This is a genomic window from Paucibacter sp. XJ19-41 (genome assembly GCF_028462495.1).
Lineage (GTDB): Bacteria > Pseudomonadota > Gammaproteobacteria > Burkholderiales > Burkholderiaceae_C > Roseateles_E.
This window is the reverse complement of the sequence record NZ_JAQOWX010000058.1, coordinates 13,173-35,072: the sequence shown is the minus strand read 5'-3', so window position 1 is coordinate 35,072 and position 21,900 is coordinate 13,173. Positions and strand designations below refer to the sequence as shown.

Sequence of the window (21,900 nt, the reverse complement as noted above, 5' to 3'; positions counted from 1 at the left end):
GACGGCATCAAGGCCGCGCTGGCGCAGCCGGTGATTTTTGACGGGCGCAATCTGTATGACCCGGCCACGATGAAGACCCTGGGCATTGAGCACTATGGCATCGGCCGCGGTGCCAGCCCGGTGGCGTCTTGATGACGGTGGTTGGCCTCGCCTTGCTTGCCCCTGTTTTCTGAGTTGTTTGAAGGGAGTTCCGAATGGCAAAAGCAATGATTCTGGCCGCCGGCCAAGGCACGCGGGTGCGGCCGCTGACCAAGCACACACCCAAGCCCATGGTGCCCATCCTGGGCAAGCCGGTGATGGCCTATCTGATCGAGCATCTGGCGCGCTACGACGTCAAGCAGATCATGGTCAACGTGGCCTTCATGCACTGGAAGATCGAGAACTACTTCGGCGACGGTGATCGCTGGGGTGTCGAGCTGGGCTACAGCTACGAAGGCGTTCGCGAGCAGGGCGAGGTGGTGTGCAAGCCGGTCGGCTCGGCCGGCGGCATGCGCAAGATCCAGGACTTCGGCGGCTTCTTCGACGAGACCTTCATCGTGCTGTGCGGCGACGCCATCATCGACCTGGACATTGAGGCCGCGCTGGCCGAGCACAAGGCCAAGGGTGCGATCGCCAGCGTCGTGACCCTGGATGTGCCGCGCTCGGAGACCAAGAACTACGGCATTGTCGTGGCCGACGCCGACGGCCGGGTGACCTCCTTCCAGGAGAAGCCCAAGCCCGAGGAGGCCAGGAGCACCCTGGCCTCCACCGGCATCTACATCTTCGAGCCCGCCGTGCTGGACCTGATCCCGCCGGGCCGCGAGTTCGACATCGGCAGCGATCTGTTCCCGCTGCTGGTCGAAAAGGGCCTGCCCTTCTATGCGCAGAACCGGCCGTTTGAGTGGATCGACATCGGCCGGGTGGCCGACTACTGGTCCGTGACGCAGCGCGTGCTGGCCGGCGAGGTGGCGCAGATGCAGGTGCCGGGCCGCGAGGTGCGCCCGCAGGTGTGGGTGGGCCTGAACACCTCGGTGGACTGGGACAAGGTGCAGATCGAGGGGCCGGTGTACATCGGCTCGAACGTGCGCATCGAGGCCGGCGCCAAGGTGGTGGGCCCGACCTGGATAGGTCACGGCTCGCATCTGCGCGGCGGCTGCACGGTGGAGCGCTCGGTGCTGATCGAGCACACCCGCATCGGCGAGGGCATGCTGGTGCAGGAGATGATCATGTCGCCGCAGTACTGCGTGGACCGCAGCGGCCATACCAGCTATGTGGGCGACGAGGTCACGCCGCTGCGCTGGGGCGACGCGCGCGCCTGAGTGCCGCTCGCCATAGTCAGGTGATGCCCAGCAACCACAGAAGGCCCGCAGGGGCCTTCTGATTCGTCCTGAGCTGTGCTGATTCCCCTTGAACAAGGGGGTAAATATCGTCACAAAACCGTCATCACCAGGCATACCATCCGGGCACTGAGTTGGTGCCTCGCAGCGCCGCTCGCCGACTGCTGCAAAGGGAAATCATGCCTGGAACCACTGTCATCTCCCGTGTTTTGCCCCGTGCCATCGCATTCCCCACACTGGTGCTGGCCCTGTCGGTGCCGGTGCATGCGGCATCGTTTGACATCAATCTGGCGGGCTGGCAGACGGTCGGGGCTCTGGGCGAGGTCGGCAACAGCGAGGCCTTCGTCGATATCGGTGCCGGGTCGATCATCACCGGCTTCGAGTACACCGGTTTGCGCTTCGAGACTGTCGGTGGCAGTTTCTTGAACGAGTTCGTGCTGTCGGTCAACAGCGTGAGCGGCAGCAGCTATCTAGACTGGTCGCCATCGACGGTCGATGCCTCAGGCGTCTTCGGCCCGGCCTCCGGCGCTTGGGGCGGCGTCACGGGCAGCGGTAGTGGCGGCCCTTTCGCCGTGGCTGACGGCAGGGTCTGGGTGACGGCCTATGAGATCTTTCTCGACCCCGGTGTCAATGCCCAGGTGAGCGCTGGCAATCTGCGGGTGTTCTATCAACCGGTGCCCGAACCCGCCAGCTACGCCTTGTTGCTGGCCGGCCTCGGGCTGATCGGGGCGGCGGTGCAGCGCCGCCGGGCCGCGCTCTGACCCGAGGCGGGCGATAGGCCTTCATCCCCCTCTCCCCAGGGCAGCGCCTGGGCATGATGGCAGGGGGGCTCGGCGGCATCAGCCGAATCAAAGGAGCAAGCTCATGAAGACCTTTGTTTACGCCTTGGTCCTGTTGATGGGCATGGCGAGCCAGTCGGCCGCCTGGGCCTCGTTGCGGATCACCGAGTGGATGTATGGCGGCGCCGGCGGTGAGTTCGTCGAGTTCACGAATTTGGGCAGCGCGCCGGTTGATATGCGGCGCTGGAGCTTTGATGACAACGGTCGCCGCGTCGGCCAGCTCGATCTGTCGGCCTTCGGTGTCGTGAATCCGGGCGAGTCGGTGCTGATCACCGAATCCAGTGCGGCGGCTTTCAGGGCGGAGTGGGGGCTCAGCCAGAAGATCAAGATCATTGGCGGCTACACCAACAACCTGGGTCGCAGCGACGAGATCAATTTGTACGACGCGGCCGGCTATCGCGTGGACCGCCTGAGCTTCGGCGATGAAACGCTGGGCGGGCCCCGCACCGAGGGTGTCAGTGCTCGATCCTCGAGTTTCGGCGTGCTGGGGCTCAACGATGTCAGCCGCTGGGTGGCTTCGGTTAGCAATGATGTCGAGCGCTCAGCGCGCTCGGTACGGGGCGATGTGGGCAGCCCGGGCCGCACGACTTATGCGAGCTTTCGTGGGCGTTTGCCGCCTGAGCTGCCGCCCTACCGGCTGGTCATCAATACCGATGGGGCCTTGCCTATTCTGGACAAAGAGACCTATGTACCGGCCCAGTTCACGCTGAGCGACTTCAAGGGCAATGTGTTGCACGACGTGCGTACCGAGATCCGCGGCCGCGGCAATTCGACCTGGAGCATGCCCAAGAAGCCCTATCGTCTGCGCCTGAACAGCAGCGCCGAGCTGTTGGACATGCCGGCCAATCGGCATTGGGTGTTGTTGGCCAACTATGCCGACAAAAGTCTGATTCGCACCGATCTCGTACTGGCGTTGGCTCATCGCATGGGGCAGCCCTGGGCCTCCCGTTCGCGCCATGTCGAGCTGACACTCAACGGGCGCTATGAGGGCGCCTATCAGCTGGCGGAGCATGTACGTATCGGGCCTTACCGGGTCAACATCCCCAGTCTCAGTGCGTCGCAGACCGGGCCCGATGTGATCACCGGTGGCTATCTGCTGGAGGCCGACCTGCGCCGAGGCGAGGCGTTCTGCTTTGATTCATCGTTGACCGGCATTGTCTTCTGCGCTGCCGATCCGGAAACCCTGCTGGACGCCAACCGCAGCGCGCAGCGCCAGTACATCACCTCCTATATCGAAGCGTTTGAGCAGGCCTTGCTCGGGACCCAGTTCAAGGACCCGCAACTCGGCTGGCGGGCCTATCTCGATGTGGCCTCGGCGGTGGACTACTACATCGTCAACGAACTCAGCAAGAACGTTGATGGCAATATGACTTTCAGCCCCTATATGTACAAGCCTCGCAACGGCAAGCTGCATCTCGGGCCGTTCTGGGACTTCGACATCACTTTAGGCAATATCGACTACGGCGATGCTCCCTTCTTGGCCGAGGGCTGGATGTTGTGGGGGCGATGGTTTGGCCGGCTGCTGCAGGATGAGTATTTTGTCCAGCAGCTGCATGCGCGCTGGGCTCAGCTCAAGGCCGATGGCGTGTTTGCCTGGATGTTCCACTATATCGACGACCGGGCAGCCTATCTGTCGAGCGCCCAGCTCAGGAACTTCCAGCAATGGCCGATCCTGAATACCTATGTCTGGCCCAACCGCGTGGTGACCGGTTCATATACCGGTGAAGTGGTCGCTCTGAAGGACTGGTTGCAGCGACGCCTGGCGTGGATGGATGTGGAGTTGTCGATCAACAAGGTGGGCCCTGGCGCCGGCCCGGGTCTGTTTGCCCAGTACTACAGCAATCCGGATTTGTCGGGTCAGCCGGTCTACACCACCACCGAGGACCCGAACCGCATCTGGTACGACGAACCGGGCCAGGGCATAGGACTGAACAACTGGTCCGTGCGTTGGAGTGGTGTCGTGGAGGCGGAGTCGAGTGGCAGCTACGAGCTTGAGATTTCGTCCGATGATCGGATCCGGGTGTGGATCAATGGTCAGTTGATGGCTAATCAATGGGGCGATGCCAAAGGCAACACGATTTACCGGAGTGCTCCGATCAATCTGGTTGGGGGGGCTCGCTACCCTATCGTGATCGAGCATGCTGATCTGACCGGACCGTCCACCGTCTCGGTGTTCTGGAAGCTGCCAGGGCGTCTGACCTTGAATCAGCTGCCCAGAGATCGCATGTACGCGCAGTGATGTCGCACCATGCTCCCCGGCAGCGGGATGCCGGGGATCAGTCGAAGTACTTGGCCTCAGCCAGCAGCGGTGCCTTCGCGTCCTTGTCGGCGAGCAGCGGGGCCACGCCGGTGGCGGGCCACTGGATGCCGATGGCCGGATCGTCCCAGCGCACGCAGCCTTCGGCCTGTGGGGCATAAGTGTCGGTGGTCTTGTAGAGGAAGTCCGCCGTTTCGCTGAGCACCAGAAAGCCATGGGCGAAGCCCGGCGGTATCCACAGCTGCTTGTGGTTGTCGGCCGTCAGCTCCGCGCCTTCCCAGCGCCCGAAATTGGGGCTGGATTTGCGCATGTCCACGGCCACATCGAAGACCGCGCCGCTGACCACCCGCACCAGCTTGCCCTGGGCATGGGGCGGCAACTGGTAGTGCAGGCCGCGCAGCACGCCACGGGCGGAACGTGAGTGGTTGTCCTGCACAAAGCGCACGTCGTAGCCGACCGCCGCGTTGAAGACGGCCTCGTTCCAGCTTTCGGTGAAGAAACCGCGGGCATCGCCGAAGACCTTGGGTTCGATGATCAGGACTTCGGGCAGGGAGGTGGGGGTGATCTTCATCGGGTAGCCGCTCAGAAAGCGCGGTCGTTCAGGAGTTTTTGCAGGTATTGGCCGTAGCCGTTCTTCAAGAGCGGCTTGGCCAGCGCTTCGAGCTGCTCGGCCGTGATCCAGCCGGAGCGGAAGGCGATCTCCTCGGGGCAGGCGACCTTCAGGCCCTGGCGCTTTTCCAGTGTGGCGATGAACTGGCCGGCCTCGAGCAGGCTGTCGTGGGTGCCGGTGTCCAGCCAGGCATAGCCGCGTCCCATGATCTCGACCTGCAGCTGGCCCTGTTTCAGATACTGGGCGTTGACGTCGGTGATCTCGAGTTCGCCGCGCGGGCTGGGCTTGATCGCGGCGGCGATATCGCAGACCTGCTCGTCATAGAAATACAGACCGGTGACCGCGTAATTGCTCTTCGGGGCCTTGGGCTTTTCTTCAATGGACAGGGCTTGCTGCTTGGCATCGAACTCGACCACGCCATAGCGCTCGGGGTCGGTGACGTGATAGGCGAACACGCTGGCGCCGCTGGTCTGCGCGGTGGCATTGCTCAGCAGGCCCTGAAAGTCATGGCCGTAATAGATGTTGTCGCCCAGCACCAGGGCGCTGGGCGCGCCATCAATGAAATCCTTGCCGAGGATGAAGGCCTGAGCCAGGCCGTCGGGACTGGGCTGCACGCAGTAGCTGATGTTCAGGCCCCAGCGGCGGCCGTCGCCCAGCAGGGCCTCGAAGCGCGGCGTGTCCTGCGGCGTGCTGATCAAGAGGATGTCGCGGATGCCGGCCAGCATCAGGGTGGACAGCGGGTAGTAGACCATCGGCTTGTCGTAGACCGGCAGCAACTGCTTGCTCATCGCCAGGGTGGCGGGGTGCAGCCGGGTGCCGGAGCCTCCGGCGAGGATGATGCCTTTGCGGTTTTTCATCAGAGTTCCCTTCAGAGTATTTCGTGGAGCATGCGCTCGACGCCTTGCTGCCAATGCGGCAGGGTCAGGCCGAAGCGCTGTTGCAGCTTGGTATTGGCCAGGCGCGAGTTCAACGGGCGCGTGGCCGGGGTCGGGTAGTCGCTGGTGGGTATGGCCAGCACCTGATCGGGCGCCACCTTGACGGGCTTGCCGCGCGCTCGGGCGAACTCGATCACATAGTGGGCATAGGCATGCCAGCTGGATTCGCCGCTGGCCACCGCGTGATAGGTACCGGCCAGCGCGGGCTGGGCACGGGTGGCGCGAATCATGTGAGCGCTCAGATCGGCCAGCAGGTCGGCGCCGGTGGGCGCGCCGATCTGGTCGGCGATCACCTTGAGCTGCTCCCGCTCGGCAGCCAGGCGCAGCATGGTCTTGGCGAAGTTGCCGCCACGCGCCGCATAGACCCAGCTGGTGCGCAGGATGAGGTGCTGGCAGCCGCTGGCGCGTATGGCCTGTTCGCCATCGAGCTTGGTTCGGCCATAGACGCTCAGCGGCGCGGTCGGGGCATCTTCGGCGCGGGCGTCGCTGCCGCTGCCGTCGAAGTCATAGTCGGTGGTGTAGTGCAGCAGCAGCGCGCCCAAGGCCTTGGCCTCCAGCGCCAGCCGGGCCGGGGCCAAGGTGTTGATCTGACGGGCCAGTTCGGGCTCGCTCTCGGCCTTGTCGACGGCGGTGTAGGCGGCCGCATTGACGATGACCTGCGGCGCCTGGGCGCGCACGGTGGCGGCCAGCGCCTCGATGTCGGCGAGATCGGCACCTTGATGGCGATCCAGCGCAACCAGCTCACCCAGCGGCGCCAAGGCGCGCTGCAGCTCCCAGCCGACCTGGCCGTTCTTGCCCAGCAGCAGAATCTTCATGCGTGTCGTTCCTCAGGCACCGTACTGCTTGGACACCCAGTCGCGGTAGCTGCCGGACTGCACATGTTGGACCCAGTCGGGATGATCCAGATACCACTGCACGGTCTTGCGGATGCCGGTGTCGAAGGTCTCGGCCGGGCGCCAGCCCAGCTCGCGCTCGATCTTGCGGGCATCGATCGCGTAGCGGCGGTCGTGACCGGGACGGTCGGTGACATAAGTGATCAGGCGGGCGTAGGGGCCGGCCGGGTCGGGCCGCAGCTCGTCGAGCAGGGCGCAGACCGTCTTGACGATGTCGATATTGGCCTTCTCGTTCCAACCGCCGACGTTGTAGACCTCGCCGGGCTTGCCGCCGGCCAGCACGGCGCGGATCGCGCTGGCGTGGTCGGTGACGTAAAGCCAATCGCGGATCTGCTGGCCGTCGCCATAGACCGGCAGCGCTTTGCCGGCCAGCGCATTGACGATCATCAGCGGGATCAGCTTCTCGGGGAAGTGATAGGGGCCGTAGTTATTGCTGCAGTTGGTGGTCAGCACCGGCAGGCCGTAGGTGTGGTGCCAGGCCCGCACCAGATGGTCGCTGGCGGCCTTGCTGGCCGAGTAGGGGCTGTTGGGCTCGTAGGTCTTGGTCTCGGCAAAGGCGGGGTCGTCCTTGGCCAGCGAGCCATAGACCTCGTCGGTCGAGACATGGTGAAAGCGGAAAGCTGCCTTGTCTGCCTCGGGCAGCGGGTTCCAGTAGGCGCGCGCGGCCTCGAGCAGGGTGTAAGTGCCCTCGATATTGGTGCGCATGAAGGCGCCGGGGCCGCTGATCGAGCGGTCCACATGGCTCTCGGCGGCGAAATGCACGATGGCGCGCGGGCGGTGCTCGGCCAGCAGCTTGTCGATCAGTGCACGGTCGCAGACATCGCCCTGCACAAACACATGGCGGGCGTCGCCTTGCAGGCTGGCCAGGTTCTCGAGATTGCCGGCATAGGTCAGCGCATCGAGGTTGATGATTTTTTCATCGGACTGGCGCAGCCAGTCCAGCACGAAGTTGCTGCCGATGAAGCCGGCACCGCCGGTGACGAGGAGGGTCATGTCTTGCTCACTTTGTGATTAATTGCGGCCATAGGTGTCTTCGAAGCGCACGATGTCGTCCTCGCCCAGATAGGAGCCCGACTGTACTTCGATGATCTCCAGCGGCAGCTTGCCGGGGTTGGCCAGGCGGTGGGTCTGGCCCAGCGGGATATAGGTGCTCTGGTTCTCGGTCAAGAGGATGACCTTGTCGCCGTTGGTGACCTCGGCGGTGCCGGAGACGACGATCCAGTGCTCGGCGCGGTGGTGGTGCATCTGCAGGCTCAGCGTCGCGCCGGGCTTGACCATGATGCGCTTGACCTGGAAGCGCTCGCCCATATCGATGCTGTCATACCAGCCCCAGGGGCGGTGGACCTTGCGGTGCAGGGTCTGCTCGCCGCGCTGGCTGGCAGCTAGCTGCTGGACGATCTTCTTGACGTCCTGGCTCTTGCTGCGGTCGGCCACCAGCACGGCGTCCGCCGTCTCGACGACGACGATGTCATCGAGGCCGACCACGCTGACCAGGCGGCTGGTTGCGTGCACCAGGGTGTTGCGGCTGTCCTTGACGATGGCGTCGCCGCGGCTGGCGTTGCCATCGGCGTCCTTGGCCGTGACCTGCCAGACCGCCTCCCAGGCGCCCAGATCATTCCAGCCGGCATCGAGCTCGACCATGGCCAGAGGGATATCGCTGCCGGGGCAGTGCTCCATCACCGCATAGTCGACCGATTCGCTGGGCACGGCGGCGAACTCGGCCTTGCCCGGGCGCACGAATTTGTCGTCTGCCTTGCGGGCCGCGAAGGCGGCACGGGTGGCCTCCAGGATGTCGGGGCGGAAACGCTGCAAGGCCTTGAGCCAGGTGCTGGCACGCAGCACGAACATGCCGCTGTTCCAGTAGTAGCCCCCCTCGCGCAGATAGCCCTCGGCGGTGACGAGATCGGGTTTCTCGACGAACTGGGCCACGGCCAGGCCGGCGCCTGCCGCTTCGGCGCGGATATAGCCGTAGCCGGTCTCGGGCCGGTCCGGCGTGATGCCCAGGATCACGATGGCGCCGTCGGCGGCGCGGCGCACGGCCTGCTGCAGCGCAGCGGTAAAGGCTTCAGGCTGAGTGACGGTCTGGTCGGCCGGGGTCACCACCAGCACAGGGTCCGCGCCGCCTTCCATCGCCTGCAGAGCGGCCAATGTCATCGCCGGCGCGGTATTGCGGCCCATCGGCTCCAGCAGCACGGCACTGGGCTCGGCCTTGGTCTCGCGCAGCTGATCGAGCACCAGGAAGCGGTGCTCCTCGTTGCCGACGATCAGCGGGCCGGCCAGCGCCAGATCGGGCGAGGCCAGCGCGGCCAGCCGGGTGGCCGCCTGTTGGAACAGGCTGGTATTGCCCTCCAGCACCAGGAACTGCTTGGGGTAACCGGCCCGCGACAACGGCCACAGCCGCGTGCCGCTGCCGCCAGCCATGATGACGGGTTGGACTTGTATCGTGCTCATTCTTCGTATCCCTTGGGGTTCATGCTTTGCCAGCGCCAGCTGTCTTCACACATGCGGGCGAGGTCATGCTTGGCCTGCCAGCCAAGCCGCTGACGTGCCAGCGTGGGGTCGGCATAGCAGGCGGCCACGTCGCCAGCGCGGCGCGGCACCAGCTTGTAGGGCACGGCTTTCCCGCTGGCCGCCTCGAAGGCGCGCACGACCTCCAGCACGCTGTAGCCACGGCCGGTGCCCAGATTGGCGGTGATCGAGTCACGGCCGTCGAGCAGAAAGCGCAGCGCCGCAACATGGCCTTCGGCCAGATCGCTCACATGGATATAGTCGCGCACGCCGGTGCCGTCGGGCGTGTCGTAGTCGCTGCCAAAGACCTGCAGCTCGGCGCGCCGGCCCACGGCCACCTGGGTGACATAAGGCATCAGATTGTTCGGGATGCCGCGCGGGTCTTCGCCGATCAGGCCGCTCTCGTGCGCGCCGACCGGGTTGAAGTAGCGCAGCGCGGCGGTCTGCCAGTTTGGCTCGGCCGCACCCAGGTCGTGCAGAATCGTCTCGCCCATCAGCTTGGTGGCGCCGTAGGGGTTGACGGCCGACAGCGGGGCGTCCTCGCGCAGCGGCAGCGACTCGGGCGCGCCGTAGACGGTGGCGCTGGAACTGAAGACGATGCGCTCGCAGCCATGGCGGCGCATGGTCTCGCAGGTGTTGACCAGGCCGCCGAGGTTGTTGCGGTAATAGGCCAGCGGCATCGCGGTGGACTCACCGACCGCCTTGAAGGCGGCGAAATGCACGACCGCAGCGGGCTTGTGGCGGGCAAACACCGCCTCCATCGCTGCCGCATCACAGACATCGGCGCGCTCGAATTCGGGCGTGCTGCCGCCGAGCCGGGCCAGCCGCTTCAGCACCTCGGGCGAGCTGTTGGAGAAGTCGTCGACACCGACGACCTCGTGCCCGGCCGCCAGCAGGGCCAGCCAGGTGTGCGAGGCGATATAGCCGGTTGCGCCGGTCAGCAGGATCTTTTGGCTCATCGCTGCGATTCTTCAGCGCACCATCAGCTGCGCGTAGCAGCCGTAACTGTTGGCGCTGTACGGGGTGGACAGGATGGACAGGCCGGTGCGCTTGTCGCGGTTGAGCTGGCAGCCCAGGGTCGTGCTGCGGTTCACCGCCCAGCGGCCGCCCAAGCTCAGCGTGGTGGTCTTGTCGCCGGACTTGATTTGCGTGTTGAGGAAGGGGTCGGTGAGGTCTCGATCAGCGTAGTTCAGACCCGCGTCGAGAACGATCTTGCCGGTCAACTCGTAGCTGGCGTTGACCGAGGCGCTGGTCGTGATGCGGCTGTAGTCGCTGATCATGCCGTTGGTCGCGAACGAGGTCTCGTCACCGCTGTCCCGCATCAGGTTGCTGTTGATCAGCAGCTTGGCCGTGGGCTGCCATTTCCAGCTGATGCTGCCGGTGCCGCCGGAAAAGTCGCGCGATGAGGCCTGGCTGGCGTCGCGTTTGCCAAAGCTCAGTCGACCACTCAGGGTGCTGGCCCCGCTGGCCACCCAGGTGCCGGTCAGGTCGATGTCCTTGCGGGTGTAATCATCGGACTGGAAGCCATTGGCGACCGGTTGGAAGCGCGGGTATTTGCCGTCCGTGTACCGACCGGCGACGCCCAGGGTCAGGGCGCTGCTGGGCCGGTAGGTGACGCCCAGCGAGACGGCGTTCTGGCTGTAGTCATATCGGTTGTACTCGCTGGCCGAGTAGTCGCGTCGGCGGTGTGTCAGCGAGGCGTCCAGCGACAGCAGCGACACCAGGCCGTAGCGCACCGAGGCGCGGGCCTGGTCGGTTTGCTCGATGTTCTTCTTCGTGATCTCGGGTGCCCCATTGCCGGGGTTGAACTGGGCCAGGCTGCGGTTCGAGTTGACGCTCAGCTGGCCCGACAGCCGCTCTATCGTTTGCCAGTCAACACCTGCATTCAATGCGTAACCGTTGTTACGCAGTGATCTGTTGTTTTCATAGTGATTGGCGCGGATCGAGGCATCGCCGAACAGGCGCTGGCGGCCGATGCGCTGGTCCAGCCCGGCCAGCAAGGTGGCGGTGGTGACGTTGTCGCTATTGCTCGGCTGGCCGGGCGTGCTGCGGTAGATATTCGACACATGGGTCACGCCCAGGGAGGCACCGAGGTAGTAAGGGCTTTGCTGGGCCAGGGCCGGCAGCGCGCACAGCAGGCTGGCCGTCAGCAGGGTATATCGGTGTTGCGCCATATTCATCCAATCCTCCATTTCATTCAGAGCCGCGCGGCGCGCAATCAATAAGCGTGGCGGTCAAAAAGTACCAGTCGCACGGTGCGCACGATGATTTGCAAATCCAGGCCCAGCGACCAATTGCGCAGATACTCGAGGTCATATTCGACCCGGGCTTTCATCTTGTCGATGGTGTCGGTTTCGCCGCGCAGACCATTCACCTGGGCCCAGCCGGTGATACCCGGCTTGACCTTGTGGCGCACCATATAGGCCTTGATCAGCTGGCGATATTCCTCGTTGTGCGCGACCGCATGCGGGCGCGGTCCGACGATACTCATGCGGCCCTGCAGCACATTGATGAACTGCGGCAACTCGTCCAGCGAGGTGCGCCGGATGAAGGCGCCGAACTTGGTGATGCGCGGGTCGCCCTTGGTGGCCTGCTTGACCACCGCGCCGTTGTCCATGGCCCGCATCGAGCGGAACTTGTAGACGATGATCTCCTCGCCATCGAGGCCGTTGCGGCGCTGTTTGAAGATGATGGGACCGGGCGAGCTCAGCTTCACGCCGATCGCCAGGGCCAGCATGATGGGCGAGATCAGCACCAGGATGAGGCTGGCCAGCACCACATCGCTGATGCGCTTGATCAGCTCATTGGTGCCGGTGAACGGGGTTTCGCAGATACCCACGACCGGCACACCGTTCATATCCTGCAGACGGCCCTGGATGATGGAAATACCGAACACATCGGGCACGAAGAAGAGGGACGCGGTCGTGCCCTGCAACTGCTCCAGCAGCTGCACGATGCGCGGCTGCGACCCCAACGGCAAGGTGATATAGACCTCGCGCACGCCCAGCGCGCGCACCTGCTCGCTGACCTGGGCCAGCGTGCCCAGCAGCCGGTCGCTGGCGTCTGGGTGCAGGCGCTCGTCCTGGCGGTCGTCGAAGTAGCCGAGGAAATCGATGCCGCTGTCGCTGCCGTCACGCAGCGCCCGCGCCACCTTGGCGCCCAGTGGCCCGGCGCCGACGATCACGGCGGAGCGACGTGCCTCGGGGCGCGCGCCCATCCAGCGGCGCAGGCGCCGGCCGATCTCGATGGCCACCATCTGCGCCAGCGGCGTGATGATGGCCCACCACAGCAGCACCTCGTTCTCGAAATAGCCCATCGAGCTGGTGGCATAACCGCACAGCGCCAGAATCGCCAGCAGCATGACCCAGGAGCTCAGCACATCGATGCCGGCGCTGGCCGGATGCTCGGCAAAACGATTGCGGCCCGGAAATGTCAGCGCAAATATCAGCAGGCACAGGGTCAGTGTGGAGCGCAATACCGGTTCGTCGAAGAAGGCGTTGACGAGCAGATAGCTCAGGACAATGATGCCGGGTTCCAGAAAAGCGGCGATCAAGGATTCGACCGATTGCGGCGCGCTATAGAAAGTTCTTTTGTAACTGCGATCCTCGAACATCGTCCTTTTGCTCCTGGGCGTAGGTTTGGGCCTTGCGAAATGCAATACCCGCCAACTCACGCGCCCGCAACCTGCCTCCCATGGTCAGATCACGGACCGCGAATTCTCCCTCAATTCCTGTGACACGCCGCTCGCGCCTCACCCCCCTAACTCGCTGGGTCCGCGCGCCTGCCTACAATCCGAAACATGCTTCAAGACTGGTCCCACCTCTTCGCCCCGGCCGTGCAGGATCGCATCTGCCTGTTGCTCAATCATGTCATCGGGCGCGAGGCGGCCGCGACGGCCCGCCTGGCTCCCCATGCCGGCCGCGCCGTGCTGGTGCATCTGCGGGGCTGGCCGGCGCTGCTGCCGCCGGCTCCCGATCTGGTGCTAAGCATTACTCGTGCCGGCCTGCTGGAGCGGCTTGACGCCGCGCCGGCCGATGCCTTGCGCATCGAGCTCGACGCCTCCAACCCGGCCCTGCTAGCCCTGGGCAGCCTGACCGGCGAGCGACCCCAGGTCTCGGTGCAGGGCGACGCGGCGCTGGCCGGCGACATCAGCTGGCTGATGGACAACCTGCGCTGGGACATCGAGGATGATCTGGCCCAGCTGGTCGGCGCGATGCCGGCGCATCAGCTGGCCCGATGGGGCCGCGCGGCGTCTCAGGGGCTGGCGACGCTGGCGCGCGGCGCTGCCGGCCTGATGCCCGGGGGCTCCTCCGGGCGCGGCGGCGCATGAGGTATTTCGCCCGCCTGCTGGTCATCGTCTGGACGGTGCTGCGCTTCGGGCTCGACGAGCTCGCGCTCTCGGGTTTCCGCCAACGCCGCCTGCGCCTGCTGCGCCGCCTGATCTCGGTGGGCCGCAACTGGGACCAGCCGCGTGGCGTGCGCCTGCGCCTGGCGCTCGAGCATCTGGGGCCGATCTTTGTCAAGTTCGGCCAGGTCTTGTCGACCCGGCGCGATCTGGTGCCGGCCGACATCGTCGCCGAGCTCTCGCGGCTGCAGGACAATGTGCCGCCGTTCCCGGCCGCCGTGTCGCAGGCCCTGGTCGAGAAGGCCTTCGGCAAGCCGGTCGAGCAGCTGTTCAAGAGCTTCGATGCCGAGCCGGTGGCCAGCGCCTCGATCGCGCAGGTGCATTTCGCGGTGCTGCACGACGGCCGCGAAGTTGCGGTCAAGGTCTTGCGGCCCGGCATGCTGGACATCATCGAAGACGATATGGCCCTGCTGCGCACCGTGGCCGGCTGGGTCGAGCGGCTCTCGGCCGACGGCCGGCGTCTGAAGCCGCGCGAGGTGGTGGCCGAGTTCGATACCTATCTGCATGACGAGCTCGATCTGGTGCGCGAGGCCGCCAATGCGGCCCAGCTGCGCCGCAATATGGCCGACCTCAATCTGGTGATGGTGCCGGAGATGCACTGGGAGCTGTGCAGCTCCGAGGTCATCGTGATGGAGCGCATGTCGGGCGTGCCGATCTCGCAGCTCGAGCGTCTGCGCACCGCCGGCATCGACATCAAGAAGCTGGCCCGCGACGGCGTCACGATCTTCTTCACCCAGGTGTTCCGCGACGGCTTCTTTCACGCCGATATGCACCCGGGCAATATCCAGGTCAGCCTGGACGCGGCCACCTTCGGCCGCTATATCGCGCTGGACTTCGGCATCATCGGCACCCTCACCGAGGTCGACAAGGAATACCTGGCGCAGAACTTCATCGCCTTCTTCCGGCGCGACTACAAGCGCGTCGCCGAGCTGCACATCGCCTCGGGCTGGGTGCCGCCCCAGACCCGGGTCGACGAGCTGGAGAGCGCGGTGCGGGCCGTCTGCGAGCCGCATTTCGACCGGCCGCTGAAGGACATCTCGCTGGGCCAGGTGCTGATGCGCTTGTTCCAGACCTCGCGCCGCTTCAATGTCGAGATCCAGCCGCAGCTGGTGCTGCTGCAGAAGACGCTTTTGAATATCGAGGGCCTGGGCCGCCAGCTCGACCCCGATCTGGACCTCTGGGCCACGGCCAAGCCCTTTCTGGAGCGCTGGATGAACGAGCAGGTCGGCTGGCGCGCCTTCGTCAATCAGCTGACCAAGGAGGCGCCGCGCTATGCCCAGCTCTTCCCCGAGCTGCCGCGGCTGTTGCATGACAGCCTGAAGAAGCAGGCCGGCCCGCAGGACAGCCAGCTGCTGCTGGCCCTGCTGCGCGAGCAGCGTCGCACCAACTGGCTGCTGCGTGCGGTGCTCTACACCGGCATCGGCTTCACTTTCGGCCTGGTGCTGGCACAGATCCTGGTGCGCGGCGGTCTGCTGAGCTGAAGCACCGCGCCGCGAAAAAACGCCGAAAACCGCCGGACAAGCGGGCTTACACCGCTGTTGCCCGGCTCGGCTTTGCGCTTAGGCTGATGCCGTGCTGACGTCTTGCCGCCTTCCCCTCGTCCATGCCTGGCTTGGCGTGGTGCTGTGCTGGCTGTCGCTGGCACCGGCCTGGGCCGGTGCGCTGCAGACCCTGCGTTTTGATCATTGGGGTGCCGAACAGGGCCTGGCCGACGAGGCCGTGGTCAGCGCGCTGCAGGACAGCCGCGGCCTGATGTGGCTGGGCACGACCGATGGCCTGCTGCGCCATGATGGCCGGCGCGCCCGCGTCTTCAGCGCCGACCCGACCGATCCGGCCACGCTGAGCCATGTGCTGGTCTATGCGCTGCTGGAGGCGCCGGCCGGCACCTTGTGGGTGGGCACCGGCGCGGGCCTGGACCAGATCGATCTGGCCACCGACACGCTGCGCCGCCATGCCTTGCCGGCCAGTCTGGCGCCGCAGCAGCGCCGGGTGCAAGCCTTGCTCGCCGGCCGCGAGGGGCGCTTGTGGGTCGCGGCCACCGGCGGCCTGTTCAGTTTCGAGCCGGCCACCGGGCGCTTCACGCCGGTGGCGCTGCCACCCGCACCTGGCGGGGCCGCCGAGCCACTGCGCGCGATGATTGCCGATGGTGAAGAGGGCTTGTGGCTGGCACTGGGCGCGCGGCTGCTGCGGCTCGGGCCGGATGGCCGGCCGCGCCAGCAATGGCCGCTGGTGCCGGCACCCGACGGCACGGCGCCAGCGGTGCGCAGCCTGGCGCTCGACGGCCAGGGTCGGCTCTGGGTTGGCACCCATGCCGGCGTTCAGCTGATCGATGCCCGCAGCGGCGAGGCCGGCGATCTGCCGCGCCGGCTGGGGCTGCCGGGCGACACGATTTACGCGCTGCGGCGTGATGCCGAACAGTCGATCTGGATAGGCTCCGGCAGCCAGGGGCTGTGGCGCTGGCGCGCGGGCGCGCCGGCCGCCGAGCATTTCGGCCATCACGCGGCCATGCCCCGCAGCCTCAGCCACGACGGTGTGGCCTCGATCTACCAGGATCGCAGCGGCGTGCTGTGGGTCGGCACCTGGGGCGGCGGGCTGAATCTGGCCGATCTGGGCAGCGCCGGCTTTCGCAGCTATCTCGCGGTGCCCGGTGAGCCCGGCAGCCTGTCGCACCCGCTGGTGCAGGCGGTGCTGCCCGATGGGGCCTGGCATGCCTGGGTGGGCACGTTCGGCGGCGGCCTGAACCGGCTGCACCTGCTCAGTGGCGCGGTCGAGCGATTGAGCGCCGCGCAGCTGCCGATCACCCATATCAAGGCCTTGCTGCAGCAGCCCGGCAAGGGGCTGTGGGTGGGCGGCGAGGGCGGGCTGTGGCTGCTGGAGCTGCCCGGCCGGCGGGCCCGCCGCATCGAGCTGGGCACCAGCGCGCCGGCCGGCCTGTCGATCAGCGCGATGCTGCTGGATGCCCAGGGCCGGCTCTGGGCCGCCAGCGCGGCCGGTCTGCACCGGCTCTCGCCCGATGGCGGCCTGCGGACTTTCCGCAGCAGCTCGCCGGCCCCGGCGCTCAGCCATGACACGATCGACTGCCTGCTGCAGGACCGAGAGGGCCGGCTGTGGGTAGGCAGCAAGGGCGGGCTGCAACTGTGGGACGAGCAGCGCGAGGGCTTTGTCCAGCCGCTGCAGGCGGACGCTGAAATGCCGACACCGCAGGAGCTGATGGTGCAAAGCCTGCGCCAGGATGGCGCCGGCCGCCTCTGGCTGGGCACCCAGCTGGGGCTGTATCAGCTGGTCGAGGCCGGTGGCGGGGGCTGGCGCCTGCAGTCCTGGCGCGGCGTGGCCGGCATGCCCAAGGGCTGGGTCAACAATCTGGAGGCTGCGGCCGACGGTTCGCTCTGGATGAGCAGCCCACAGGGCCTGCTGCGGCTCGACCCCAACCGCAGCCAGGCGCGGCTCTATCCCTCGCGCAGCGGGCGTTTTGACGGTGCCTTCAATTTCGGCGCGTCGGCGCGGGGCGATGATGGCAGCCTGTTCTACGGGACCCGGGGCCTGCTGCATTTCCATCCCGAGACGTTGCGCGACAACCCGACCGCTCCGGAGGTGCTGCTGTCTGATCTGCGGGTGTTCAATCGCTCGCTGCTGGCCGAGCCGCGACCCGGCGAGGCAGCGCCGCTGCGCCTGCAGACGCCGCTGGCCGAGCTGCGCGAGCTGACGCTGAGCCACCGCGAGGCCATGCTCAGCTTCGAGCTGAGTGCGCTGCATTTCTACCAGCACGGCCTGGCCCGCTATGCCTGGCGGCTCGAAGGCTTCGATCAGGACTGGATCGAGGGTGCGGCAGGCGAGGGTCTGGCTACCTACACGAATCTGGATCCGGGCCGCTACCGCCTGTATGCGAAAGCGGCCAGCCCGGACGGGGTCTGGGGGCCAGAGCGGCTGCTGCTGAGCCTGGAGATGACGCCGCCCTGGTGGCGCCATGCCGGCTTTCGCGTGGGCATGGCGTTGCTGCTGCTTTCGGTGCTGGCGCTGGCCTGGCGGCTGCGGCTGCGCGCGCTGCGCGCCGCGCAGCTGCGGCTGGAGCGCGAAGTGGCGCAGCGCACCGCCGAGGTGGAGCAGGAAAAACGCGGCGCCGAGCGGGCCCGCCATAACATCGCGCTACTCAGCGAGATCGGGCGCCAGATCACCGCTTCACTGGATGCTGAGGCGATCTCGCAAACGCTGTACCGCCATGTTGAGACGCTGATGGATGCCGGTGCCTTCGGCATCGGCCTGGTGCGCTGGGACGAGCGGCGCATCGACTTCGACTTCGTGATGCAGCGCGGCGAGCGCTTCAAGCCCTATCAGCGCAGCCTCGACGCGGCCGAGCAGCCGGCCACCCAGTGCGTGCTGGGTGCACGCGAGCTGCGCATCGGCGATCTCGATCGCGACAACCGCGAACTCGACGCCGTGACGCGCCAGCGTGTCGGCCAGCAGCGGCTGCAGCTGGAAAGCGGGGCCGAGCCGGGGCAGGCGCGTTCGGCCCTGTATGTGCCTATGCTGCTGAAGCAGCAGGTGGTCGGCGTCGTCAGCGTGCTCAGCGAACGTGCCGATGCCTACACCGAGACCGATCTGGACATGCTGCGCACGCTGGGCGCCTATGCGGCGGTGGCGCTGGACAATGCCGAGGCCTACCGGCGTCTGCAGCTGACGCAGACCATGCTGGTGCAGCAGGAGAAGCTGGCGTCGCTGGGCGCGCTGGTGGCCGGCGTGGCCCATGAGCTGAACACTCCCATAGGCAACAGCCTGCTGGTGGCCAGCACGCTGGACGACAACAGCCGCCGCTTTGCCGAGCAGGCCGGCAATGGCACGCTGCGACGCTCCGAGCTGGAGCGCTTTTGCACCAGCACCCAGGAGTCCGCCGGCCTGCTGGTGCGCAGCCTGGACAGCGCGGCCCGGCTCGTGGCGAGCTTCAAGCAGCTGGCGGTGGACCAGACCTCGGACCAGCGCCGCCGCTTCGAGCTGCGCAAGGTCTGCGAGGAGGTGGCGCTGACCCTGGCCAACCGCCTGCGCCGCGACGAGCACCAACTGCGCCTGGAGGTGCCCGAGGGCTTGGTGATGGACAGCTATCCCGGCCCGCTGGGCCAGGTGCTGAGCAACCTGGTGCTCAATGCGCTGCTGCACGGCTTCGGCGAGCGGCCGGGCGGGCTGATGGTCTTGCAGGCGGAGCTGCAGGCTAGCGCGCAGCTGCGGCTGCGCTTCAGCGACAACGGCGCCGGCATCGCGCCCGAGCATCTGGGCCGGGTTTTTGACCCCTTCTTCACCACCAAGCTGGGCAGCGGCGGCAGCGGCCTGGGCCTGCACATCTGCTACACCATCGTGCACTCGCTGCTGGGCGGGCAGATCAGCGTGCGCAGCGAGGCCGGGCAGGGCTGCTGCTTCGAGCTGCTCTTGCCCCTGGTGGCGCCCAAGTCGGCCGATTGAGGGCTACACTTGCGCGCTTTTTTTGTGTTGGTGCTGGCGCGGATCTTGCGCTGGTGTTGGCGGATTGATGTTGTCAACCTGATGGGAGCTCGGCCGTGCTGGTGACCTTTGTCGTTCTCTACATGCTGATCACGATAGGCATCGGCCTGTTTGCCGCGCGCCGCGTGCACAACGCCAAGGACTATCTGGTGGCCGGTCGCAGCCTGCCGCTGTACATGAATGTGGCCACGGTGTTCGCCACCTGGTTCGGCGCCGAGACGGTGCTGGCGGTATCCGCCACCTTCGCGATGGACGGCCTGTCGGGCATCCCCGGCGACCCCTTCGGCGCCTCGGCGGCGCTGTTCCTGGCGGCCCTGCTGTTCGCCCGGCTGTTCTACCGGCTGAACCTGCTGACCATCGGCGACTTCTACAAGAAGCGCTATGGCAAGGGCGTCGAGGTGCTGACCAGCATCGCGATCACGCTGAGCTATCTGGGCTGGACCTCGGCCCAGATGACGGCGCTAGGCCTGGTGATTCATATCCTGTCGGGCGGCGCGATCGAGCTCAACCACGCAATCCTCGGTGGCGCGGCCATCGTGATGGTCTACACGATGTTTGGCGGCATGTGGTCGGTGGCCTTCACCGATCTGTTCCAGACCGTCATCATCATCATCGGCCTGAGCCTGGTGGCCTATATGGTGGGTGATCTGGCCGGCGGCGTCGGCCCGGTGGTCTCGCATGCAATCGAGGCCGGCAAGCTGAACCTGATCCCGCCGGAGGCGGACGGGGCGATGATCTGGGCGATTGCGGCGGGCTTTCTGACCGTGGCCTTTGGCTCGGTGCCCCAGCAGGACGTGTTTCAGCGCATGACCAGCGCCAAGGACGAGAAGACCGCGGTGCGCGGCACCGTGATCGGCGCGAGTGTCTACCTGCTGTTTGCCGCCGTACCGATCTACATCGCCTACTCGGCCCTGGTGATGGACCCGAATCTGGCCCAACTGTTCGGCTCGGAGGACGGCCGCGCGGTGCAGCGCATCCTGCCGGACCTGATCCTCAACAAGATGCCGGTCTGGGTGCAGGTGATGTTCTTCGGCGCCTTGCTGTCGGCCATCTTGTCGACCGCCAGCGGCACCCTGCTGGCGCCCACCGCCACCTTCACCGAAAACGTGCTCAAGCCCTTCGCCCCGCATATGAGCGACAGGCAGTTCCTTCTGACCCTGCGCATCGTGCTGGTGACTTTCACGTTGGGCGCGCTGCTGTTCGCGCTGAACTCGCGCTCGACCATGTACGAGATGGTGCAGAACGCCTACAAGGTGACCCTGGTGGCCGCCTTTGTGCCGCTGGTGGCCGGTGCCTTCTGGAAGCGCGCCTCCACCCAAGGCGCGTTCTGTTCCATCCTGCTGGGCCTGCTGTTCTGGATCGGCGCCGAAATGACCGCAGCCGAGGCCATGGTGCCGCCGCAACTGGTGGGTTTTGCCGCCTCGGTGATCGGCATGCTGCTGGGCTCGCTGGCGCCGCAACTGCTCAAGCCCGCCGGCCATTCGATCGAGGCGGCCATCAAGCACGAGCAGGCGCTGGCGCACGGCCACAAGCACTGAGATTTGCCCTGGGATTTCGCGTCTGAATCTCCCGGGGGCCGGCGCCGCTGCGCCGGCCCTTATAATTTCGCGTTTCAAATCAACGGTTTAGACCATGCCTATCTACGCCTACCGCTGCGCCTCCTGCGGTCACGCCAAGGATGTGCTGCAGAAGATGTCTGACGCACCGCTGTCCGTCTGCCCGGCCTGTGGGGCCGAGAGCTTCAGCAAGCAGGTCACGGCGGCCGGATTCCAGCTCAAGGGTTCGGGCTGGTATGCCACCGATTTCAAGGGCGGCGCGGCCGCCCCCGCAGCCGCTGCAGCTGCACCGGCCGCGCCGGCCAGCAGCGAGCCGGCCGCCAGCACGCACACCTGCGGGAGCTCTTGTGCCAGTCACTGAGCCCGGTGCCGGCCCGCGAGGAGTCCTGTGAAGAAGTACATCATCGCCGGCCTGCTGGTCTGGCTGCCGCTGGCCATCACCATCTGGGTGCTGATGTGGGTGCTGGGCATCATCGATGCCGTGTTCGCGGCCTTGCTGAGCGCCTCGCAGGCGCTGCTGCCGCAAAGCCTGCACGCCAGCATCGAGACCTTGCGTCATATCCCGGGCCTGGGTCTGGTGATTCTGGTGACCGCGCTGCTGCTGACCGGCGTGTTCGTGACGAATATCTTCGGCCAGTGGCTGTTCCGCCAGTGGCACCGGGTGCTGTCCAACACGCCCATCGTCAAGAGCATCTACAACTCGGTCAAGCAGGTTTCGGACACGCTGTTCTCCAGCAGCGGCAATGCCTTTCGCGAGGCGGTACTGGTGCAGTACCCGCACCAGGGCTCGTGGACGATTGCCTTCGTCACCGGCCGGCCCAGCCATGAGGCGGCCCGGCATTTCGCCGAAGAGCATGTCAGCCTCTATGTGCCGACCACGCCCAACCCGACCTCGGGCTTTTTCCTGATGATGCCGCGCGCCAGCGTGCGGCCGCTGGACATGAGCGTCGACGCCGCCCTCAAGCACATCATCTCGATGGGTGTGGTGCCGCCGTCCGAGCCGGGAGTGGCCCGAAATTGACCGGGCTGAGCACCCCGGCAAGTGCTCAGCCCTGAGGGGGCCGGTTCCTGACCGAGAAACCCCGCCAGCGCCC

Annotated in this window: 17 protein-coding genes; 9 read left to right on the top strand and 8 right to left on the bottom strand. The window is 66.2% G+C overall.

The genetic code is table 11. From position 1 onward, the window contains the following. Window positions 1–194: 194 nt before the first annotated feature. From PO768_RS15955 to PO768_RS15945, 3 genes are all read left to right on the top strand, one after another. Window positions 195–1,298 (top strand): NDP-sugar synthase, encoded by a 1,104-nt coding sequence (locus PO768_RS15955; RefSeq protein WP_272646839.1) that lies wholly within the window; start codon window positions 195–197, stop codon window positions 1,296–1,298. Window positions 1,299–1,495: 197 nt separating this feature from the next. Continuing rightward, the gene (locus tag PO768_RS15950) at window positions 1,496–2,077 is read left to right on the top strand and encodes a PEP-CTERM sorting domain-containing protein (RefSeq protein ID WP_272646838.1); all 582 of its coding nucleotides are present in this window, start codon (window positions 1,496–1,498) and stop codon (window positions 2,075–2,077) included. Between the two features lie 103 nt (window positions 2,078–2,180). Then, window positions 2,181–4,394: a CotH kinase family protein gene (locus PO768_RS15945; protein WP_272646837.1), complete on the top strand. Its 2,214-nt coding sequence runs from the start codon at window positions 2,181–2,183 to the stop codon at window positions 4,392–4,394. 37 nt (window positions 4,395–4,431) lie between these two features. On the opposite strand, the gene rfbC is transcribed toward PO768_RS15945, so the two are convergent. From rfbC to PO768_RS15905, 8 genes are read right to left on the bottom strand one after another with little or no spacing between them, the layout of a single operon-like run. Beyond that, window positions 4,432–4,983, bottom strand: coding sequence for a dTDP-4-dehydrorhamnose 3,5-epimerase (gene rfbC / locus PO768_RS15940; protein ID WP_272646836.1), 552 nt, complete (start codon window positions 4,981–4,983; stop codon window positions 4,432–4,434). An 11-nt stretch (window positions 4,984–4,994) separates the two neighbouring features. Further along, window positions 4,995–5,879, bottom strand: coding sequence for a glucose-1-phosphate thymidylyltransferase RfbA (rfbA, locus tag PO768_RS15935; protein ID WP_272646835.1), 885 nt, complete (start codon window positions 5,877–5,879; stop codon window positions 4,995–4,997). Between the two features lie 11 nt (window positions 5,880–5,890). Further along, the gene (gene rfbD, locus PO768_RS15930; protein WP_272646834.1) at window positions 5,891–6,772 is read right to left on the bottom strand and encodes a dTDP-4-dehydrorhamnose reductase; all 882 of its coding nucleotides are present in this window, start codon (window positions 6,770–6,772) and stop codon (window positions 5,891–5,893) included. 12 nt (window positions 6,773–6,784) lie between these two features. Then, window positions 6,785–7,843, bottom strand: coding sequence for a dTDP-glucose 4,6-dehydratase (gene rfbB, locus PO768_RS15925; protein WP_272646833.1), 1,059 nt, complete (start codon window positions 7,841–7,843; stop codon window positions 6,785–6,787). Window positions 7,844–7,861: 18 nt separating this feature from the next. Then, the gene (locus PO768_RS15920; RefSeq protein WP_272646832.1) at window positions 7,862–9,301 is read right to left on the bottom strand and encodes a mannose-1-phosphate guanylyltransferase/mannose-6-phosphate isomerase; all 1,440 of its coding nucleotides are present in this window, start codon (window positions 9,299–9,301) and stop codon (window positions 7,862–7,864) included. Then, on the bottom strand, window positions 9,298–10,317 hold the full coding sequence (gene galE / locus PO768_RS15915) for a UDP-glucose 4-epimerase GalE (protein ID WP_272646831.1): 1,020 nt from the start codon (window positions 10,315–10,317) through the stop codon (window positions 9,298–9,300). Before galE ends, PO768_RS15920 begins: the two co-directional genes overlap by 4 nt. Before the next feature lie 12 nt (window positions 10,318–10,329). Continuing rightward, complete coding sequence (locus PO768_RS15910; RefSeq protein WP_272646830.1) at window positions 10,330–11,538, bottom strand: hypothetical protein; 1,209 nt, start codon at window positions 11,536–11,538, stop codon at window positions 10,330–10,332. A 38-nt stretch (window positions 11,539–11,576) separates the two neighbouring features. Further along, on the bottom strand, window positions 11,577–12,971 hold the full coding sequence (locus PO768_RS15905) for an undecaprenyl-phosphate glucose phosphotransferase (RefSeq protein ID WP_137944072.1): 1,395 nt from the start codon (window positions 12,969–12,971) through the stop codon (window positions 11,577–11,579). Between the two features lie 186 nt (window positions 12,972–13,157). On the opposite strand from PO768_RS15905, the gene PO768_RS15900 reads away from it, so the two are divergent. The 6 genes from PO768_RS15900 to PO768_RS15875 all read left to right on the top strand — a co-directional run bounded on the left by PO768_RS15900 (window position 13,158) and on the right by PO768_RS15875 (window position 21,827). Then, window positions 13,158–13,688, top strand: a complete 531-nt coding sequence (locus tag PO768_RS15900; RefSeq protein WP_272646829.1) for a hypothetical protein — start codon at window positions 13,158–13,160, stop codon at window positions 13,686–13,688. Further along, window positions 13,685–15,244 carry a ubiquinone biosynthesis regulatory protein kinase UbiB gene (ubiB, locus tag PO768_RS15895; protein WP_272646828.1) on the top strand — a complete coding sequence of 520 codons (1,560 nt, stop codon included), beginning with the start codon at window positions 13,685–13,687 and terminating at the stop codon, window positions 15,242–15,244. Before PO768_RS15900 ends, ubiB begins: the two co-directional genes overlap by 4 nt. 91 nt (window positions 15,245–15,335) lie before the next feature. Further along, the gene (locus PO768_RS15890; protein WP_272646827.1) at window positions 15,336–19,211 is read left to right on the top strand and encodes a two-component regulator propeller domain-containing protein; all 3,876 of its coding nucleotides are present in this window, start codon (window positions 15,336–15,338) and stop codon (window positions 19,209–19,211) included. 95 nt (window positions 19,212–19,306) lie between these two features. Beyond that, window positions 19,307–20,788 (top strand): sodium:solute symporter family protein, encoded by a 1,482-nt coding sequence (locus tag PO768_RS15885; protein ID WP_272646826.1) that lies wholly within the window; start codon window positions 19,307–19,309, stop codon window positions 20,786–20,788. A 94-nt stretch (window positions 20,789–20,882) separates the two neighbouring features. After that, window positions 20,883–21,167 carry an FmdB family zinc ribbon protein gene (locus PO768_RS15880; RefSeq protein WP_272646825.1) on the top strand — a complete coding sequence of 95 codons (285 nt, stop codon included), beginning with the start codon at window positions 20,883–20,885 and terminating at the stop codon, window positions 21,165–21,167. Between the two features lie 27 nt (window positions 21,168–21,194). Further along, a complete protein-coding gene (locus tag PO768_RS15875) occupies window positions 21,195–21,827 on the top strand; it encodes a DUF502 domain-containing protein (RefSeq protein ID WP_137944068.1) in 633 nt (210 codons plus the stop codon). The last annotated feature ends 73 nt before the right edge of the window (window positions 21,828–21,900 follow it).

Coding starts and splice junctions, on each gene's coding strand:
- PO768_RS15955 (WP_272646839.1), top strand. CDS start 195: ATGGCAAAAGCAATGATTCTGGCCGCCGGCCAAGGCACGCGGGTGCGG.
- PO768_RS15950 (WP_272646838.1), top strand. CDS start 1,496: ATGCCTGGAACCACTGTCATCTCCCGTGTTTTGCCCCGTGCCATCGCA.
- PO768_RS15945 (WP_272646837.1), top strand. CDS start 2,181: ATGAAGACCTTTGTTTACGCCTTGGTCCTGTTGATGGGCATGGCGAGC.
- rfbC (WP_272646836.1), bottom strand. CDS start 4,983: ATGAAGATCACCCCCACCTCCCTGCCCGAAGTCCTGATCATCGAACCC.
- rfbA (WP_272646835.1), bottom strand. CDS start 5,879: ATGAAAAACCGCAAAGGCATCATCCTCGCCGGAGGCTCCGGCACCCGG.
- rfbD (WP_272646834.1), bottom strand. CDS start 6,772: ATGAAGATTCTGCTGCTGGGCAAGAACGGCCAGGTCGGCTGGGAGCTG.
- rfbB (WP_272646833.1), bottom strand. CDS start 7,843: ATGACCCTCCTCGTCACCGGCGGTGCCGGCTTCATCGGCAGCAACTTC.
- PO768_RS15920 (WP_272646832.1), bottom strand. CDS start 9,301: ATGAGCACGATACAAGTCCAACCCGTCATCATGGCTGGCGGCAGCGGC.
- galE (WP_272646831.1), bottom strand. CDS start 10,317: ATGAGCCAAAAGATCCTGCTGACCGGCGCAACCGGCTATATCGCCTCG.
- PO768_RS15910 (WP_272646830.1), bottom strand. CDS start 11,538: ATGAATATGGCGCAACACCGATATACCCTGCTGACGGCCAGCCTGCTG.
- PO768_RS15905 (WP_137944072.1), bottom strand. CDS start 12,971: ATGTTCGAGGATCGCAGTTACAAAAGAACTTTCTATAGCGCGCCGCAA.
- PO768_RS15900 (WP_272646829.1), top strand. CDS start 13,158: ATGCTTCAAGACTGGTCCCACCTCTTCGCCCCGGCCGTGCAGGATCGC.
- ubiB (WP_272646828.1), top strand. CDS start 13,685: ATGAGGTATTTCGCCCGCCTGCTGGTCATCGTCTGGACGGTGCTGCGC.
- PO768_RS15880 (WP_272646825.1), top strand. CDS start 20,883: ATGCCTATCTACGCCTACCGCTGCGCCTCCTGCGGTCACGCCAAGGAT.